Here is a 15,202-nt window from a genome sequence, read left to right on the forward strand (position 1 = left end):
ACCGGTCTCACGGTCGGCACGGTCACGACGAACAGCGTCTCGCTGACCTGGAACGCGTCGACCGACAACACCGGTGGCTCCGGCGTGTCCGGCTACGAGGTCTACCGCGGCACCACGCTGGTCGGTTCGCCGAGCGCGACGAGCTTCACCGCGAGCGGGCTCAGCCCGTCCACGGCGTACTCGTTCACCGTCCGCGCCAAGGACGTTGCCGGCAACGTCTCGGCCGCGTCGTCCGCGGTCTCGGCCACGACCCAGGCCGGGCCGACCCAGGACCCGACCGGTGGCTGCCAGGTCACCTACCAGGCCAGCAGCTGGAACAACGGCCTTTCGGCCAACCTCCGGGTGAAGAACACCGGGTCGACTGGGCTGTCGAGCTGGACGCTCAAGTTCACCTTCCCGAGCGGCCAGCAGGTCACGCAGGGCTGGAGCGCGACCTGGTCGCAGTCCGGCTCGGCGGTCACCGCGACGAACGCGCCGTGGAACGGTTCGATCGCCGCGGGCGGCGTGATCGACATCGGCTTCAACGCGTCGCACTCGGGGACCAACACGGCCCCGACCGGCTTCACGCTCAACGGCGCCACCTGCACCGTCGCGTGACACACCCGCCGCGGGCGGTCGTGCTCCGGCACGGCCGCCCGCGGCGGCGCGCCCCTTCCCCCTCCCCCACGTCTCGACGAGGAGAACCGTGTCCGCACTCCCGCACCCCCGCCGACGCACGCTGCGTGCGCGCGTCCTCGCCGGCATCGTCACGGCAGCGGCACTCGCCGCGCCGATCGCCGTCGCCGCGGCCCCCGCCCAGGCCGCCGGCGAGGACTGGCTGCACGTCCAGGGCAACAAGATCGTCGACAAGGCCGGGACCGAGGTCTGGCTCACCGGGGCCAACTGGTTCGGCTACAACGCGACCGAGCGCGTGTTCCACGGCCTGTGGTCCGTGAACCTCGAGGACGTCATGAAGTCCATGGCCGACCACGGGATCAACATCGTGCGGGTGCCGATCTCCACCCAGCTGCTGCTCGAGTGGAAGGCCGGCAAGGCCGCGCCCTCGTCGGGCGTCAACACCTACGTGAACCCCGACCTGACCGGGAAGACCACGCTGCAGGTCTTCGACCGGTTCCTCGAGCTCTCCGAGAAGTACGGCCTCAAGGTCATGCTCGACGTGCACAGCGCCGAGGCTGACAACGCCGGGCACTTCTACCCGGTGTGGTGGAAGGGCACGATCACCACGGAGGACTTCTACTCCGCGTGGGAGTGGGTCACGGCCCGCTACAAGAACAACGACACCGTCGTCGCGATGGACATCAAGAACGAGCCGCACGGCACCGCGAACTCGACGCCGCGCGCGAAGTGGGACTCGTCGACCGACGCCGACAACTTCAAGAACGTGTGCCAGGTGGCGGGACGCCGCATCCTCGCGATCAACCCCGAGGTCCTGATCCTGTGCGAGGGCATCGAGACGTACCCCAAGGAGGGCGTCTCCTGGTCGTCGACCAACGAGAAGGAGTACTACGGCACCTGGTGGGGCGGGAACCTGCGGGGCGTCAAGGACCACCCCGTCGACCTCGGCGCGAACCAGGACCAGCTCGTCTACTCGCCGCACGACTACGGACCACTCGTCTTCGAGCAGAGCTGGTTCGCCAAGCCGTTCACCAAGGCGACGCTCGAGGCGGACGTGTGGGACCCGAACTGGCTCTACATCCACAAGCAGAACATCGCACCGCTCCTCATCGGTGAGTGGGGCGGGCGCGTCGGGCAGGACGAGCGTCAGGACCGCTGGATGGCGGCTCTGCGCGACACGATGATCGAGCGCAAGATCTCGCACACGTTCTGGTCGCTCAACCCCAACTCGGGCGACACAGGCGGCCTGCTGCTCGACGACTGGAAGACGTGGGACGCGGCCAAGTACGCGATGCTCAAGCCCGCGCTGTGGCAGGACGGCGGCAAGTTCGTCAGCCTCGACCACCAGGTCCGGCTCGGCGGTGCGAGCAGCACCACCGGCAAGTCGCTCGGTGAGCTCACCGGCAACCCGCCGCCCACGCCCACCCCGACGCCGACTCCGACGCCCACCAGCACCCCCACGCCGACGCCCACCCCCACGGTGACGCCGACGCCGACCCCGACCAGCACCCCCACGCAGAACCCGGTGGGCAGCTGCACCGTCACGTACCAGGCGAGCACGTGGAGCTCGGGGATGTCGGTCAACGTGAAGGTCAAGAACACGGGCACGACGAGCCTGTCCGGCTGGACGCTCGGGTTCACCCTCCCGACCGGCCAGTCGCTCGCCCAGGGGTGGAGCGCCACGTGGACGCAGACCGGGCAGAACGTGACCGCGACGAACGTCGCGTGGAACGGCTCGCTCGCGCCGGGCTCGTCGCTCGACCTCGGCTTCAACGGGACGCACTCAGGGTCCACCGCGACCCCGACCGCGTTCACGCTGAACGGAGCGCTCTGCCAGACGGCCTGAGCGACACCTGAACGGACGCCGGTGGCGGGTGACCCGATCCCCCGCCACCGGCGTCAACCAGCTCAGCCCTCGGCCCTGCTCGCCGCGGACCCCACCCGACGAGCGTCCCACCCGACGAGCGTCCCGCCCGTAGGGCGAGCCTCACACGTGCGCCGTGAGCGCCTCACGCGTCGCGGCCAGGAAGTTGTCGACGTCCTGCTCGGTGGTGTCGAACGCGCACATGAGCCGGACCGTGCCGTGCGCCCAGTCGTAGAACTTCCACGTCCGGCGCAGCTCGTCGGCCACCGCGGGTGTCAGGTGGGCGAACACTCCGTTCGCCTGCGCGGGGTGCAGGAGCTCGACCCCCGCGCCGGTCAGCCCCTCGGCGAGACGAGCGGCCATCGCGTTCGCGTGCGCCGCGGAACGCAGCCACAGGTCGCCCTCGAACAGCGCGACCAGCTGCGCGGACAGGAACCGCATCTTCGAGGCGAGCTGCATGTCCATCTTGCGCAGGTAGGGCATCCCGGGGGCAGCGTCGGGCTGCAGCACGACGACGGCCTCGGCGAACAGCAGCCCGTTCTTGGTGCCGCCGAGCGACACGACGTCGACGCCCACGTCGGTGGTCAGCGCGCGCAGCGGCACGCCCAGCGCGGCCGCGGCGTTGGCGAGCCGTGCGCCGTCGACGTGCACCCGCAGCCCGAGGTCGTGCGCGTGGGACGCGACCGCCCGGATCTCGTCGGGCGTGTAGACCGTGCCGACCTCGGTCGACTCGGTGAGCGAGACGACGCCCGGCTGCGCGCGGTGCTCGTCGCCGAACCCCCACGCCTCGCGGTCGAGCAGCTCGGGGGTGAGCTTGCCCTCGGGTGCGGGCACGGGCAGCAGCTTGATGCCGGCCACGCGCTCCGGGGCGCCGTTCTCGTCGGTGTGGATGTGCGCGTCGCTCGTGCAGATCACCGCGCCCCAGGGCGGCAGAACGGCCTGCAGGCTCAGCACGTTGGCACCCGTGCCGTTGAAGACCGGGAACGCCTCGGCGTACTCCCCGAAGTGGCCGCGGACGACCTCCTGCAGCCGTGCGGTCCACGCATCCGCGCCGTACGAGGTCTGGTGCCCGCCGTTGGCGGCGACGAGAGCGGCCATCACCTCGGGGTGGGCGCCGGCGTAGTTGTCGGAGGCGAAGTCACGGTGCGTGGTGTCGTGCAAGGAGGTCACGGGACAAGTCTCCCCCGCGCGTGCGTGTGCTCCTGCTCGCCGCGCGGATCTCGTCGTGCTGCGGGATGATCCAGGCCGATCCCGAGGAGGCACAGTGCCGGACCCGCACGCCGATCCCGCCGACGACCGTCGCGAGACGTACACGGAGCGCATGGACCGCAACTGGGACGAGCTCCTCCAGGAGCTGCGGGTCACGCAGACCGGTGCCCAGATCCTCACGGGATTCCTGCTGACCATCCCGTTCCAGCAGCGGTTCAGGGACCTCGACGCGTACCAGCAGGACCTCTACCTCGTCCTCGTCGCGCTCGCGATCCTCGCCACGACGCTGATCGTCGCGCCGGTGGCCCTGCACCGGGTGCTGTTCCGCAAGCGGATGAAGCACGAGCTGGTCGAGGCGGGCAACGCGCTCGCGCGCTGGGGCCTGATGGTGCTGGGGCTGACGATCGTGGGCAGCGCGAGCTTCGTCTTCGACGTCGTGCTCGACCGGACCGCGGGACTGGTCGTCGGAGGCATCGCCCTGGTGGTCCTGGCCGGGTTCTGGTGGGGCCTGCCGCTCGCCCTCGAACGACGCGACCACGTGGCCGCGCAGGAGTCCGACGCCCGCGACCGGGCATGACGAAGGCCCGACCCCGCGAGGTCGGGCCTTCGTCGCCGGATCAGCCCTGGACGGCGCGCTTGAGCGTGCTGCCCGCGGTGAGCTTGACGCGGTGGCCGGCGGGGATCTCGAGCTTCTCGCCGGTCTGCGGGTTGATGCCCGTGCGCGCGGCACGCTCGGCGCGACCGACTGCGAGGAAGCCGGGGATCGTGACGGTCTCGCCTGCGGCGAGCTGCTCGACGAGGACGTCCTGGAAGGCGCGGATCACCTTGTCGGTGTCGGCGGCGGTCAGGCCCGCCTTGCCGGCGACGGCCTGGACGAGCTCGGTGCGGTTGAGGCTCACGAGAGTTCGACTCCTGTCTGGTCCTGCGGCTCCGGACTCGGCAGCCGCAGGGGTGACCCTAGCCGGGTGATGACACGCGTCCGCGCAGGTCGGCTCGTGTGGCGTGCGATCTTCGTCACGCGTGCGTGCGCTCGAGGAGCCGCTCGACGGGCCAGGTGGTGATCACCCGGTCCGCCCCGATGCCGTGCCGGACGGCCCGCACGCAGCCCGTGAGCTGCCAGTCGAGCTGGCCCGGGGCGTGCGCGTCGGTGTCGATCGCGAAGTCGCAACCGAGCTCCGCGGCGAGCGCGAGCAGGTCGTGCGGGGGGTCCAGCCGGTCGGGCCGGCAGTTGATCTCGACGGCGACGCCCCGCTCGGCGCACTCGCTGAACACCGCACGGGCGTCGAACTCGCTCTGGGCGCGCGGGCGGCCGAGCAGGCGGCGTCCTGTGCAGTGCCCGAGCACGTCGGTGCGCGGGTCGCGCACCGCGGCGAGCATGCGCCGGGTCATGGCGGCGCGGTCCATCGCGAGCTTGGAGTGCACGGACGCGACGACGACGTCGAGCTCGTCGAGCAGCTCGGGGTCCTGGTCGAGCCGGCCGTCGTCGAGGATGTCGACCTCGATGCCGGACAGCACCCGGAACGGCTCGACCGCGGCGTCGAGCGCCGCCACCTGCGTCAGCTGGGCGCGCAGGCGCGCGGCCGACAGCCCGTGCGCGACCGTGAGCCGCGGCGAGTGATCGGTGATCGCCTGGTACTCGTGACCGAGCTCCAGCGCCGCGAGGACCATCTCCTGGATCGAGGTCGCGCCGTCGCTCGCGTCGGAGTGCGCGTGCAGGTCGCCGCGCAGCGCAGCGTGCAGAGCACGAGCCTGAGCCAGGTCGTCCCCTGCGGCCTCGCCCTGCGCCGCCACCGCCGCTGCAAGGCCGTCCTCGAGCTCGACGAGGTAGGGCACGGGCCTGCCGCGCCAGACGAGCTCGACCACCCCGGCCGTGCGTGCGCCGAGAGACGGGAGCTCGGTCAGCCCCCCGGTGGTGACCAGCGTCGCGAGGCGAGCGGGTTGCTGCTGCTCGACGACCTGCGCCGCGGTGCGGAACGCCTCGCTGCGGTAGGCGCTCGCCTGCGACCGTTCGAGCAGGAACGCGATGCGCCGGAGCGCGGCGACGGCCTCGTCGCGGCGCTCGGCGTCGGACGCACGCCCGGGCGCGGCCGGGCTCACGACGCCTTGGCCTTCGCCTTCTTCGCGCGCGTGGGCGTGGGCTCGTCGTCGTCGGCCGTGGCCTTGGCCCTCGACTTGCGGGGCGCCTTGGCCGTGCCGGCTGCACCCTCGTCGGCGGGCGCGTCCCCGCGGGCCGTGCGCGCCTTCTCGACGCTGCGCTGGAGCGCGGCGAGCAGGTCGACGACCTCGCCCCCGCTCTCGGCGCCCTCCTCGCGCGCCGGCTGCGGCACCGACCGCGTGTCGCCCGACGACACCTTCGCCTCGATGAGCTCGGTGAGCGCGCCCTCGTACCGGTCCTCGAACTGCGACGGGTCGAAGTCGGCTGCGAGCGAGTCGACGAGCGACTGCGCCATCGCCAGCTCGGCGGGCTTGACGGTGACGTCGGCGTCCAGGATCGGGAAGTCCGCGGCGCGCACCTCGTCGGGCCACAGCAGGGTCTGCAGGCAGATCACCTTGCCGCGCACGCGCAGCACCGCCATGGACTCGCGCTGGCGCAGGGCGACCTTGACCACGGCCATCCGGTCTGCCTCCTCGAGCGCACCCCGCAGGAGCGCGTACGGCTTGGCGGCGGTCTTGTCGGGCTCGAGGTAGTACGTCTTGCCGAGCAGGATCGGGTCGACCTGGTCGGCGGGGACGAACTCGAGGACCTCGATCTCCCGCTCGGTGGCCAACGGGAGCCGGCTGAAGTCCTCGTCGGTCAGCACGACGAGCTCGCCGTCGGCGGTCTCGTACCCCTTGGCGATCTCGTCCATGGTCACGGGCTCGCCGTCGACGCTGCAGACCTTGCGGTAGCGGATGCGGCCGCCGTCGGCGGCGTGCACCTGGTGCAGCGTGACCTCGTGCTCACCGGTCGCGGCGTAGAGCCGCACCGGCACGTTGACGAGGCCGAACGCGACCGCGCCCTTCCAGATCGCCCGCATCGTGCGCCTCCGTGTCTCGAACCTGTCCCCAGCCTGCCAGCGCCAGGGCCCTTGTGCCCTGGCAAAACGCCCGGCGGCCCTGCCGCGACCTGCGCAGCCGTTCTCGGCAGGATGGACCCGTGCACCCGATGCTGGCCACCCCCGCGCCCTCCGGCGTGCTGCCGCGCGGCGCCGGCTGGGCGTTCGAGGTCAAGTGGGACGGCGTGCGCGCCCTGGCTGACGTGCGCGACGGGACGGTGCGGCTCTGGAGCCGGGCCGAGCGGGAGATCACCCCCGCCTACCCCGAGCTGGCCGGGCTGGCGGCGCTGGACGACGTGCTGCTCGACGGCGAGGTGGTCGCGCTCGACCAGGGCGTGCCCTCGTTCGCGGCGATCGCCGAGCGGATGCACGTGCGTGACCCGCGCCGCGCGGCCGAGCTCGCACGGTCGCGCCCCGTGACCTTCCTCGCGTTCGACGCGCTGCGGGTGGCCGGCGTCGACCTGACCGCGCGGCCGTACGACGAGCGGCGCGCGGCGCTCGACGCGCTGACGCTGCCCGAGCACGTGTCGTCCTCGCCCGTGTACGACGACGGGGAGGAGCTGTGGGCCGTGACCCGCGAGCACGGGCTCGAGGGGGTCGTCGCGAAGCGGCGTGGCTCGACCTACCGCCCGGGCGTGCGCTCGCCCGACTGGGTCAAGGTCGCGCACCGGCGCACGCGGGCCGCTCTCGTCGGCGGCTGGCGCGACGAGACGAACGGCACGGGGCGCCTGGGGGCGGTGCTCCTGGGCGCGCCGGACGCGCAGGGCGCGCTGCGCTACCTGGGTCGCGCCGGCAGCGGGCTGACGGGCGTGTCGGCCCGCGCCGTGCAGGAGGTCCTGACCTCGGTCGCGCTGCCCACGAGCCCGTTCGCCGACGAGGTCCCCGCACCGGACGCGCGCGGGACGCACTGGTGCGAGCCGACCCTCGTCGTGCAGGTCCGGTACCTGACGCGATCGCCGCAGGGCCGGTTGCGCCAGCCGGTCGTCCGCGGTGTGCGCGACGACACCACCCCCGACCCGTGGGAGGCGCCATGAGCCCCGAGAAGCAGACCGTCGACGTGGGCGGCGTGGCGGTGCGCGTCTCGCACCTGGACAAGGTGCTGTACCCGTCCACGGGCACGACGAAGGCCGAGCTCATCGACTACGTCGTACGCGTCGCGCCGGCGCTGCTGCGCCAGCTCCAGGACCGCCCGGTCACGAGGATCAGGTTCCCCGACGGCGTGGACGGCCAGCCGTTCTTCGAGAAGAACGTGCCGCGGGGCGCGCCGGCCTGGCTGCGGCACCGCGTGCTCCCGGCAGCGCCGGGCAACGACGACGAGGGCACGGAGCTCGACCTGCCGTTCCTCGACGACCTCGCGGGCCTCGTGTGGGCGACCAACGCGGGCGCGCTCGAGCTGCACACACCGCAGTGGTCGGTCTCACGGCGCGGGGTGGTGCGCGGCGCGGACCGCCTCGTCGTCGACCTCGACCCGGGGACGGGTGCGGGCCTGGCCGAGTGCGCACTGGTGGCCCACCTCGTCGCGCGACGGCTCGCGGTGGACGGTCTGCGCCAGACCGTGCCGGTGACGTCGGGCAGCAAGGGGATGCAGCTCTACGCGCCGCTGCCCCGGCGCCGTCCCGCGGTCGAGGTGCGGCAGTACGCCCGGGACCTCGCGCACGCGCTCGCCCAGGAGCACCCGCGGCTCGTGGTCGCGGTCATGCGCAAGGACGTCCGCGCCGGCAAGGTTCTGCTCGACTGGTCGCAGAACCACCCCGCGAAGACGACGATCACGCCCTACTCGCTGCGCGGACGGCACGAGCCCCGGGTCGCGGCGCCCCGGTGGTGGGAGGAGATCGGGCCGGACCTGGAGCAGCTCTCCCCCGACGACGTCGCGCGGCGCCTCGACGAACGCGGCGACCCGTTCACGGACGGTGCGGGCGATCCGGCCGCCGACTTGGCAGGATGACCTCGCGGCCCGCAGGTCAGGGGTCGTGTGATGGTCGTGTGTGAGCTCGGTCCGGGGTCCATGCATCCGCTGCCCCAGCGTTGGCGCACCGCGCGGGCGTGAGGCAGCGTGGACACCCCGGCACGGACCGGGACGGACGTCCACTGGTGACGACACGAGGAGATCGACATGGCACGCAAGGACCTGCCGAAGTACACCGTCCCATCGCTCACCGCTGAAGAAGGTGCCCAGGTCGCCGCGGTCCTCCAGGAGCGGCTCGACTCGCTCAACGACCTCGCGCTGACGCTCAAGCACATCCACTGGAACGTCGTCGGACCGCACTTCATCGCGGTGCACGAGATGATCGACCCGCAGGTCGACGCGGTGCGCGCGATGGTCGACGCCATCGCGGAGCGCATCGCGACGCTCGGCGTGGCGCCCGTGGGCACCCCGGGCGCGCTGGTGAAGAACCGCACGTGGGACGACTACAGCATCGGCCGCGCGTCCACCGACGAGCACCTCGGTGCGCTCGACGAGGTGTACATCGGCGTCATCACCGCGCACCGCAAGGCCGCCGACGACGTCGAGGACCTGGACACCGTCACGAACGACCTGCTGGTGGGCCACCTGCACGAGCTGGAGCTGTTCCACTGGTTCGTGCGCGCCCACCTGGAGTCCTCGGGCGGCGCCCTGAGCACCGCTTCCGCCAGCACGGAGAAGCAGGCTGCCCGCGCGGCCTCCGGTGCGGCACGCAAGGCGTCGGCGGCCAGGTGAGCACAGGCACGACCGGCGGCGGGCGTCGCAGCGAGGCGGAGCACGAGTCCGGGGCCATGGCGCCGGACCGGCCCTTCGTCCCCGACCCGACGCCCGACGCCCGGGAGCAGGACGACCTGCGGGCGGTCCGGCCCGGCGCGCAGCGACCCGGGTCGACCAACCCGGCGTCGCGGCTGCACCCCGCCGCCCGGCTCGAGGACGCGTTCGACCGACGCGTCGCGGCCGTGCTGCGTCGCCGCGGCTGGACGCTGCGGCTCGAGCCGTACGCGGGCTACGGCGCGCCGGGGTGGGTGCGGGTGTTCGCCCGCACCCTCCTGGCCGCGCCCGTGGTCCAAGAACGCGACCTGCCGGGTGCGGGCGCTGCGGCGCAGGCGGGGGCGAGCACCGCACCGGCCGTGCGTGGTTGGCGCTCGTTCGCGACCGCGCAGGTCGCGGGCGCGCACGTCGAGGTCCGGGTCGGCGACCGCACGCACGTGGTGACGACCGACCGCGGCGGCTACCTCGACGTGCGGCTCGAGAGCGACCTGGCGCCCGGGTGGCACGACGTCGAGCTGCGCGCGGCCGACGGCGCGTTCGCGGTCGCCCCCGTGCACGTCGTCGGGCCGGAGGTCCGCTCCGGGATCGTCAGCGACATCGACGACACCGTCGTGGTGACCCGCCTGCCGCGCATCTTCGTCGCGGCGTGGAACACGCTCGTCAGGCACGAGAACGCGCGCGAGCCCGTGCCCGGCATGGCGGGCCTGTACGCGCGGCTCATCGCCGGCCGGCCCGAGATCCCGGTGGTGTACCTCTCGACGGGCGCCTGGAACGCGGCCCCGGCGGTGGGCCGGTTCCTGCGTCGGTTCGGCTACCCGCGCGGCCCGATGCTCCTGACGGACTGGGGTCCGACGAACACCGGGTGGTTCCGCAGCGGCCGCGCGCACAAGCTCGGCCAGCTCCGTCGGCTCACCGAGGACTTCCCGCAGATCGCCTGGGTGCTCGTGGGCGACGACGGTCAGCACGACCCGCAGATCTTCGCGGCAGCCGCGGCCAACAGCCCGCAGCACGTGCGCGCCGTCCTCATCCGCCAGCTCACGTTCACGGAGCACGTGCTCGCGCACGGGCTGCCCGCTCCCGCGCAGGAGTCGGTGCGCGCCGAGCAGCGCGCCGCGCACGAGGGCATCCCCGTCCTGCAGGGCGCGGACGGCTACGCGCTGCTGCGCGCCGTGCAGGCGGCGGGCGTCACGCTCGACTGACCGGGTCGCGCGCGGGATCCGTCGTCGGGCGCGGGACCGTCAGGGGCCGGGTGCGTCAGAGCCTGTCGGGGTCGTCCCACTCGTCGTTGCTCGAGATGGGCTCGTCGTCGGCCACCAGCTCGGTCGCGGTGAGCGAGCGCGGCGCCCGGGCTGCGTCCCCGCCGGAGCGGGCGTCGGCGGCGGCGAGCAGGGCGTCGTCGGGCGTCCGCTCGGCGATGCGTTCCGCCGACGGGTCGGACACCAGGTCTCGGTCGCGCGTCATGGGTCTCGTTCTACCCTCCCGGCTCGCCGCGCGCACGCCCCCCCGTGGCAACGCACCAGGCCGACGAGCGCCCCCGCTCGCGTCGAACGCCCGGCGACAGAGACCAAAGTCACAGTGTCGGCAACGTCACAAGTGCCTCGTGATGGAGATTCTCGACGTCAACTTACGATCTCTGACGTGCCTTCAGTGGACCGGAACCTTCAGGCCGGAACCGACGTGGACGTGCTCCTCATCGGCGGCGGCGTCATGAGCGCGACGCTCGCGAGCCTCCTCAGCACGCTCGAGCCGACGTGGCGCATCGAGATCCACGAGCGCCGCGACGGGCTCGCCCAGGAGAGCTCGAACCCCTGGAACAACGCCGGCACCGGCCACGCCGCCCTGTGCGAGCTCAACTACACGCCGCAGCGGGCCGACGGCTCGGTCGACATCACCAAGGCCGTGACGATCAACGAGCAGTTCGAGCTCTCGCGCGAGCTGTGGCACCACCTCGCGGGCCAGGGCCGACTGACCGGGGGCACCGGGTTCGTCTCCCCCACGCCGCACATGACCTTCGTGCGAGGCGCCGAGGGCGTCGAGTACCTGCGCCGCCGCTACGAGGCGCTGAGCCGGCACCCGCTGTTCTCCGACCTCGAGTTCAGCACCGACCCCGAGCAGATCCGCGCCTGGGCGCCGCTGCTCGTCGAGGACCGCGACACCGACGAGCCGATCGCGGCGACGCGCGCGGCCGCCGGCACGGACGTCGACTTCGGCGCCCTCACGCACTCGATGATCCATGACGTCGTGCGTCGCGGCGCCGCGCTGCACCTCGAGTCCGAGGTCACGCGGCTGCGTCGCCGCAAGGACGGCACGTGGCGCGTGACGGTCCGCGACCGCCGCTGGAACGGCCACACGCGCTCCCGCACGCTCACCGCACGGTTCGTCTTCATCGGCGCGGGCGGCGGCGCGCTCGGCCTGCTGCAGAAGTCCGGCATCCCGGAGGCCAAGGGCTACGGCGGCTTCCCGATCAGCGGACAGTTCCTGCGCACGACGAACCCCGCCGTGGTGCGTGAGCACCACGCCAAGGTCTACGGCCGCGCCGAGATCGGTGCCCCGCCGATGTCGGTCCCGCACCTCGACACGCGCGTGGTCGACGGCGAGACCGCGCTCATGTTCGGTCCGTACGCGGGCTGGAGCATGAAGTTCCTCAAGCACGGCTCGTGGCTCGACCTCGTCAGGTCCATCCGCCCGGGCAACGTCGTGCCGATGATTGCCGTCGGCGTGCGCAACCTCGACCTGCTCAGGTACCTCATCAGCGAGGTCACGGCGTCGCGCACCGCGCGCTTGCGCACCCTGCGGCAGTTCGTGCCGACCGCGCGCGAGCGCGACTGGGAGCTGATCACCGCGGGTCAGCGCGTGCAGGTCATCAAGAAGGGCAAGGGCGGCGGGGTGCTCGAGTTCGGCACCGAGCTCGTCACGTCGGCCGACGGCTCGATCGCGGGCCTGCTCGGCGCCTCCCCGGGCGCGTCGACGGCGGTCGCCACGATGGTCGACCTGCTCGAACGGTGCTTCGTCGACCGCGTCGAGCAGTGGCGTCCTGCGCTGCGCCAGATGATGCCGAGCCTCGGCGGGGGTACGTGGGACGAGTCGTTCGAGCTCGACCGCTTGGTCGACGAGGCGTTCTCGGCCGATCATTCAGCGTGACATCTGACGAGCACAGCGCGCCCGAGGCGGTCAGCGCCCAGATGCGGCGCGCGAAGGTACAGGCCTTCACCGACCACACCACCGTCGGCGTGGTGCACAGCGACCCCGACGGGCGCGTGACGATCGCGTGCGCGTGCGGCATGCGCCTGACGAACGGCCCGACGTGGTCGCTCGACGAGCACATCCGCCTGCACCGTGCCGAGGCACGCTTTCTGGCGCTCGCGGCGGTCGCCCCTGACGGCATCCCGCGCCTGGTCTCCTGGCCGCTCTCCGCCGGCTCCGACGAGGACTGACCCCGCCGGACCCCGGGCGCGCGATCAGTCGTCCGCGGTGACCATGCGCCCGTGCTCGTCGTGCGCGTGCGCGTGACCGAGCTCGTGGGCGCGCTCGTGCGCCTCGCGCTCCGCCATGCGGGCCGCGATCCTCGCCTGTACCTCGGGGCGCCGCAGCGGCGGCACCGTCGTCGGGACGACGCGGCGCTCGGGCAGGTCCGCGAGCACGGCGCGGTCGCGGCGACCACGGCCCGCACGGCGGCCTCGAACGGCTCACGCGTCGCGGGTGACAACGTGCGCACCCCGGTCACCTTGCGTACGTACTGGACGGCGGCGGCCTCGATCTCGGCGTCGCTCGCGGGCGGCTCGAGGCCGCGCAACGTGGTGATGTTCCGGCACATGCCTCGACGCTACGCCGGTCGTCCGGCCCGGTCTGCCCCGTCGTGGGCCGGGCCGGCCTCGAGCGCCAGGAGCGCCGCCTTCGCCGCAGCACCGCCCGCGTACTGGCCGGGTGTGCCGTCCGAGCGCACGACGCGGTGGCACGGCAGCACGATCGGCACGGGGTTGAGCGCGCACGCCGTGCCGACCGCCCGCACGGCGCGCGGGCTGCCCGCCGCCGCCGCGACCTGCGCGTAGCTCGCCGTGCGGCCGTAGCCGATGTCCGTCAGGTGCTCCACGACCGCACGCCGGAACCCGCGCGCGAGGCGGAGGTCCAGCGCCAGGTCGAACCGGTGGCGTCGACCCGTGAGGTACTCGTCGACCTCGCGCGCCACCTCGTCCAGGCGGCGTGGCGCGGCCAGCACGCGCGGGCTCACGCGGACGGCGAGGTCGGCCAGCACCGCCTCGTGGTCCTGGACCTCGAACGCGATGCGGACGAGCCCGACCGGCGTCGCCGCCAGCAGCAGCGTGCCGAGCGGGCCGTCGAGCGTCCGGTACGCGACGTCCAGCAGGTCGGCGTGCTCCGCCCGCTCGGCGAGCAGGGCCCGCAGTCGGCCGAGCGTGTCGTCGTGCACGGGCGCGAAGGCCTCGGCCAGCGCGGGCTCCGTCCCGATCCCGACGCCGGTGCCGGTGCCGGTGCCCACGGTGACGCCGTTGTCGTTCCTCGTCATGACAACCCTCCCTCGTCGGCGGCCCAGCGCGCGGACGACCGCCGCAGCGCGGAGACTCCGTCGGCCGCAGCCCGCCGCGCCGCGACGGCTGTGCCGCCCATCACCTCGGCCACGTCGGCGTACGGAAGGCCGCCCAGGTGGTGCAGCGCGACGGCGTGGCGCTGCCGGTCCGGGAGCTGCGCGAGCGCACCCCAGAGGTCGAGGTCGCGCGCGCCGTCCCCGACCGCGACCTGCGGCAACTCGCCGACGGGGACCGCCCGGCGACGCGTCGCGCGCCAGGAGTCGATCGCCTTGCGGTGCGCGATCGTCACCAGCCACGCCTCGACGTTCGCGCCCTCGTCCAGTGCGGGCCACGCACGCAGCGCTGCCACGAACGTCTCCGCCCAGGCGTCGTCCGCGTCGTGCGGGCCGACGACCGCACGACAGACCCGCAGCACGGTCGCGCCGTGCTCGCGGACCACGTCGTCGAACGGTCGCTGCATCCTCACAGTGTGCAGACGCCGCACGTCGCGCAGACGTGAGGTCCACGTCCACCTTCCCCGCACGAGGTGCGCGGGTGGGGTGATCAGGCGCGCGGGGTGCCACAGTGGGGGTCATGACCAACCTGGAGACGCGCCCCACTCCCGAGCTGTGCGTCGGCCACGGCAGGAGCGGCCCGCTCCTGGAGCGCCACGAGGCGCGCGACGTGCCACTGGGCGGCATCCGGAACATGAACGTCCGGCGGACCCTGCCGCAACGCGCTCTTCCGACGGTCGGCGCGTGGTGCTTCCTCGACGAGTTCGGCCCGCAGGACGTGCAGATGCGCGTGCTCCCCCACCCCCACACGGGGCTGCAGACCGTCACCTGGCCGATCGAGGGCGAGATCCACCACCGGGACAGCGTCGGCTCGGACGTGCTCGTGCGGCCCGGTCAGCTCAACCTCATGACCGCCGGCCGGGGCGTCGCCCACTCGGAGCTCTCGATCGGTCAGAGCCCCCGGGTTCACGCCGTGCAGCTGTGGGTCGCGCTGCCCGACGGCCCCGCGACCGGGGCTCCCGCGTTCCAGCAGGTGGTCGACCTGCCGGTCTGGACCGCGCCCGGCGTCGCGGCGACGGTGATGGTCGGGCAGATCGACGGGGTCCGCTCGCCTGCGGTCGTGCACACCCCGCTCGTCGGCGCCGACGTCGCGCTCGAGGCCGGTGCAGCGGTCGACCTGCCGCTCGACGCCACGTTCGAGCACGCGG

18 protein-coding genes and 1 pseudogene are annotated in these 15,202 nt (G+C 73.2%); 10 read left to right on the forward strand and 9 right to left on the reverse strand.

Annotated features, from left to right (window positions below):
- On the forward strand, positions 1-597 hold a 597-nt coding region (locus tag CWIS_RS03005), incomplete at its 5' end, for a cellulose binding domain-containing protein (protein WP_048341759.1).
- An 88-nt stretch (positions 598-685) separates the two neighbouring features.
- Positions 686-2,461, forward strand: coding sequence for a cellulase family glycosylhydrolase (locus tag CWIS_RS03010; RefSeq protein ID WP_231583643.1), 1,776 nt, complete (start codon positions 686-688; stop codon positions 2,459-2,461).
- Between the two features lie 141 nt (positions 2,462-2,602).
- On the opposite strand, the gene CWIS_RS03015 is transcribed toward CWIS_RS03010, so the two are convergent.
- Complete coding sequence (locus CWIS_RS03015) at positions 2,603-3,649, reverse strand: low specificity L-threonine aldolase (RefSeq protein ID WP_048341760.1); 1,047 nt, start codon at positions 3,647-3,649, stop codon at positions 2,603-2,605.
- A gap of 94 nt (positions 3,650-3,743) precedes the next feature.
- On the opposite strand from CWIS_RS03015, the gene CWIS_RS03020 reads away from it, so the two are divergent.
- Positions 3,744-4,265, forward strand: a complete 522-nt coding sequence (locus CWIS_RS03020; RefSeq protein WP_141368301.1) for a DUF6328 family protein — start codon at positions 3,744-3,746, stop codon at positions 4,263-4,265.
- 40 nt (positions 4,266-4,305) lie between these two features.
- On the opposite strand, the gene CWIS_RS03025 is transcribed toward CWIS_RS03020, so the two are convergent.
- The 3 genes from CWIS_RS03025 to CWIS_RS03035 all read right to left on the reverse strand — a co-directional run bounded on the left by CWIS_RS03025 (position 4,306) and on the right by CWIS_RS03035 (position 6,705).
- A complete protein-coding gene (locus CWIS_RS03025) occupies positions 4,306-4,587 on the reverse strand; it encodes an HU family DNA-binding protein (protein WP_048341761.1) in 282 nt (93 codons plus the stop codon).
- A gap of 115 nt (positions 4,588-4,702) precedes the next feature.
- Positions 4,703-5,785 carry a PHP domain-containing protein gene (locus CWIS_RS03030; RefSeq protein WP_048341762.1) on the reverse strand — a complete coding sequence of 361 codons (1,083 nt, stop codon included), beginning with the start codon at positions 5,783-5,785 and terminating at the stop codon, positions 4,703-4,705.
- Positions 5,782-6,705, reverse strand: a complete 924-nt coding sequence (locus CWIS_RS03035) for a Ku protein (RefSeq protein ID WP_048341763.1) — start codon at positions 6,703-6,705, stop codon at positions 5,782-5,784. The genes CWIS_RS03030 and CWIS_RS03035 overlap by 4 nt, the downstream gene beginning before the upstream one ends.
- 128 nt (positions 6,706-6,833) lie before the next feature.
- On the opposite strand from CWIS_RS03035, the gene ligD (CWIS_RS03040) reads away from it, so the two are divergent.
- From ligD (CWIS_RS03040) to CWIS_RS03055, 4 genes are all read left to right on the forward strand, one after another.
- Positions 6,834-7,757, forward strand: a complete 924-nt coding sequence (gene ligD, locus CWIS_RS03040; RefSeq protein WP_082156177.1) for a non-homologous end-joining DNA ligase — start codon at positions 6,834-6,836, stop codon at positions 7,755-7,757.
- Positions 7,754-8,668 (forward strand): non-homologous end-joining DNA ligase, encoded by a 915-nt coding sequence (gene ligD / locus CWIS_RS03045; protein ID WP_048341827.1) that lies wholly within the window; start codon positions 7,754-7,756, stop codon positions 8,666-8,668. The genes ligD (CWIS_RS03040) and ligD (CWIS_RS03045) overlap by 4 nt, the downstream gene beginning before the upstream one ends.
- A gap of 168 nt (positions 8,669-8,836) precedes the next feature.
- Positions 8,837-9,421 carry a Dps family protein gene (locus tag CWIS_RS03050; RefSeq protein ID WP_048341764.1) on the forward strand — a complete coding sequence of 195 codons (585 nt, stop codon included), beginning with the start codon at positions 8,837-8,839 and terminating at the stop codon, positions 9,419-9,421.
- Positions 9,422-9,477: 56 nt separating this feature from the next.
- Positions 9,478-10,656 carry a phosphatase domain-containing protein gene (locus CWIS_RS03055; protein ID WP_053071516.1) on the forward strand — a complete coding sequence of 393 codons (1,179 nt, stop codon included), beginning with the start codon at positions 9,478-9,480 and terminating at the stop codon, positions 10,654-10,656.
- Between the two features lie 55 nt (positions 10,657-10,711).
- On the opposite strand, the gene CWIS_RS03060 is transcribed toward CWIS_RS03055, so the two are convergent.
- Positions 10,712-10,918, reverse strand: a complete 207-nt coding sequence (locus tag CWIS_RS03060) for a hypothetical protein (protein ID WP_048341765.1) — start codon at positions 10,916-10,918, stop codon at positions 10,712-10,714.
- Between the two features lie 177 nt (positions 10,919-11,095).
- Here CWIS_RS03060 and mqo point away from each other — a divergent pair, with 177 nt between their 5' ends.
- Together mqo and CWIS_RS03070 are read left to right on the forward strand one after the other, a co-directional pair.
- On the forward strand, positions 11,096-12,598 hold the full coding sequence (mqo, locus tag CWIS_RS03065; protein WP_255352734.1) for a malate dehydrogenase (quinone): 1,503 nt from the start codon (positions 11,096-11,098) through the stop codon (positions 12,596-12,598).
- The gene (locus tag CWIS_RS03070; RefSeq protein ID WP_082156167.1) at positions 12,595-12,891 is read left to right on the forward strand and encodes a hypothetical protein; all 297 of its coding nucleotides are present in this window, start codon (positions 12,595-12,597) and stop codon (positions 12,889-12,891) included. The genes mqo and CWIS_RS03070 overlap by 4 nt, the downstream gene beginning before the upstream one ends.
- A 24-nt stretch (positions 12,892-12,915) precedes the next feature.
- Here the strand turns inward: CWIS_RS03070 and CWIS_RS19805 are convergent, their stop codons facing one another.
- From CWIS_RS19805 to CWIS_RS03085, 4 genes and pseudogenes are all read right to left on the reverse strand, one after another.
- Positions 12,916-13,098 carry a hypothetical protein gene (locus CWIS_RS19805; RefSeq protein WP_369796462.1) on the reverse strand — a complete coding sequence of 61 codons (183 nt, stop codon included), beginning with the start codon at positions 13,096-13,098 and terminating at the stop codon, positions 12,916-12,918.
- Between the two features lie 17 nt (positions 13,099-13,115).
- Positions 13,116-13,271: pseudogene (locus CWIS_RS19810) on the reverse strand (DUF2277 domain-containing protein); the annotation flags it as partial.
- Between the two features lie 9 nt (positions 13,272-13,280).
- Positions 13,281-13,979: a methylated-DNA--[protein]-cysteine S-methyltransferase gene (locus CWIS_RS03080; RefSeq protein WP_082156168.1), complete on the reverse strand. Its 699-nt coding sequence runs from the start codon at positions 13,977-13,979 to the stop codon at positions 13,281-13,283.
- Positions 13,976-14,461: an RNA polymerase sigma factor gene (locus CWIS_RS03085; RefSeq protein ID WP_048341767.1), complete on the reverse strand. Its 486-nt coding sequence runs from the start codon at positions 14,459-14,461 to the stop codon at positions 13,976-13,978. The genes CWIS_RS03080 and CWIS_RS03085 overlap by 4 nt, the downstream gene beginning before the upstream one ends.
- Before the next feature lie 113 nt (positions 14,462-14,574).
- Between CWIS_RS03085 and CWIS_RS19180 the strand changes: the two genes are divergently transcribed.
- Positions 14,575-15,202: pirin family protein (locus CWIS_RS19180; protein WP_231583644.1), on the forward strand; the 628-nt coding region annotated here is incomplete at its 3' end.

Source organism: Cellulomonas sp. A375-1 (genome assembly GCF_001040865.1).
Lineage (GTDB): Bacteria > Actinomycetota > Actinomycetes > Actinomycetales > Cellulomonadaceae > Cellulomonas > Cellulomonas gelida.

Coding starts and splice junctions, on each gene's coding strand:
- CWIS_RS03035 (WP_048341763.1), bottom strand. CDS start 6,705: ATGCGGGCGATCTGGAAGGGCGCGGTCGCGTTCGGCCTCGTCAACGTG.
- ligD (WP_082156177.1), top strand. CDS start 6,834: ATGCTGGCCACCCCCGCGCCCTCCGGCGTGCTGCCGCGCGGCGCCGGC.
- ligD (WP_048341827.1), top strand. CDS start 7,754: ATGAGCCCCGAGAAGCAGACCGTCGACGTGGGCGGCGTGGCGGTGCGC.
- CWIS_RS03050 (WP_048341764.1), top strand. CDS start 8,837: ATGGCACGCAAGGACCTGCCGAAGTACACCGTCCCATCGCTCACCGCT.
- CWIS_RS03055 (WP_053071516.1), top strand. CDS start 9,478: ATGGCGCCGGACCGGCCCTTCGTCCCCGACCCGACGCCCGACGCCCGG.
- CWIS_RS03060 (WP_048341765.1), bottom strand. CDS start 10,918: ATGACGCGCGACCGAGACCTGGTGTCCGACCCGTCGGCGGAACGCATC.
- CWIS_RS03080 (WP_082156168.1), bottom strand. CDS start 13,979: ATGACGAGGAACGACAACGGCGTCACCGTGGGCACCGGCACCGGCACC.
- CWIS_RS03085 (WP_048341767.1), bottom strand. CDS start 14,461: ATGCAGCGACCGTTCGACGACGTGGTCCGCGAGCACGGCGCGACCGTG.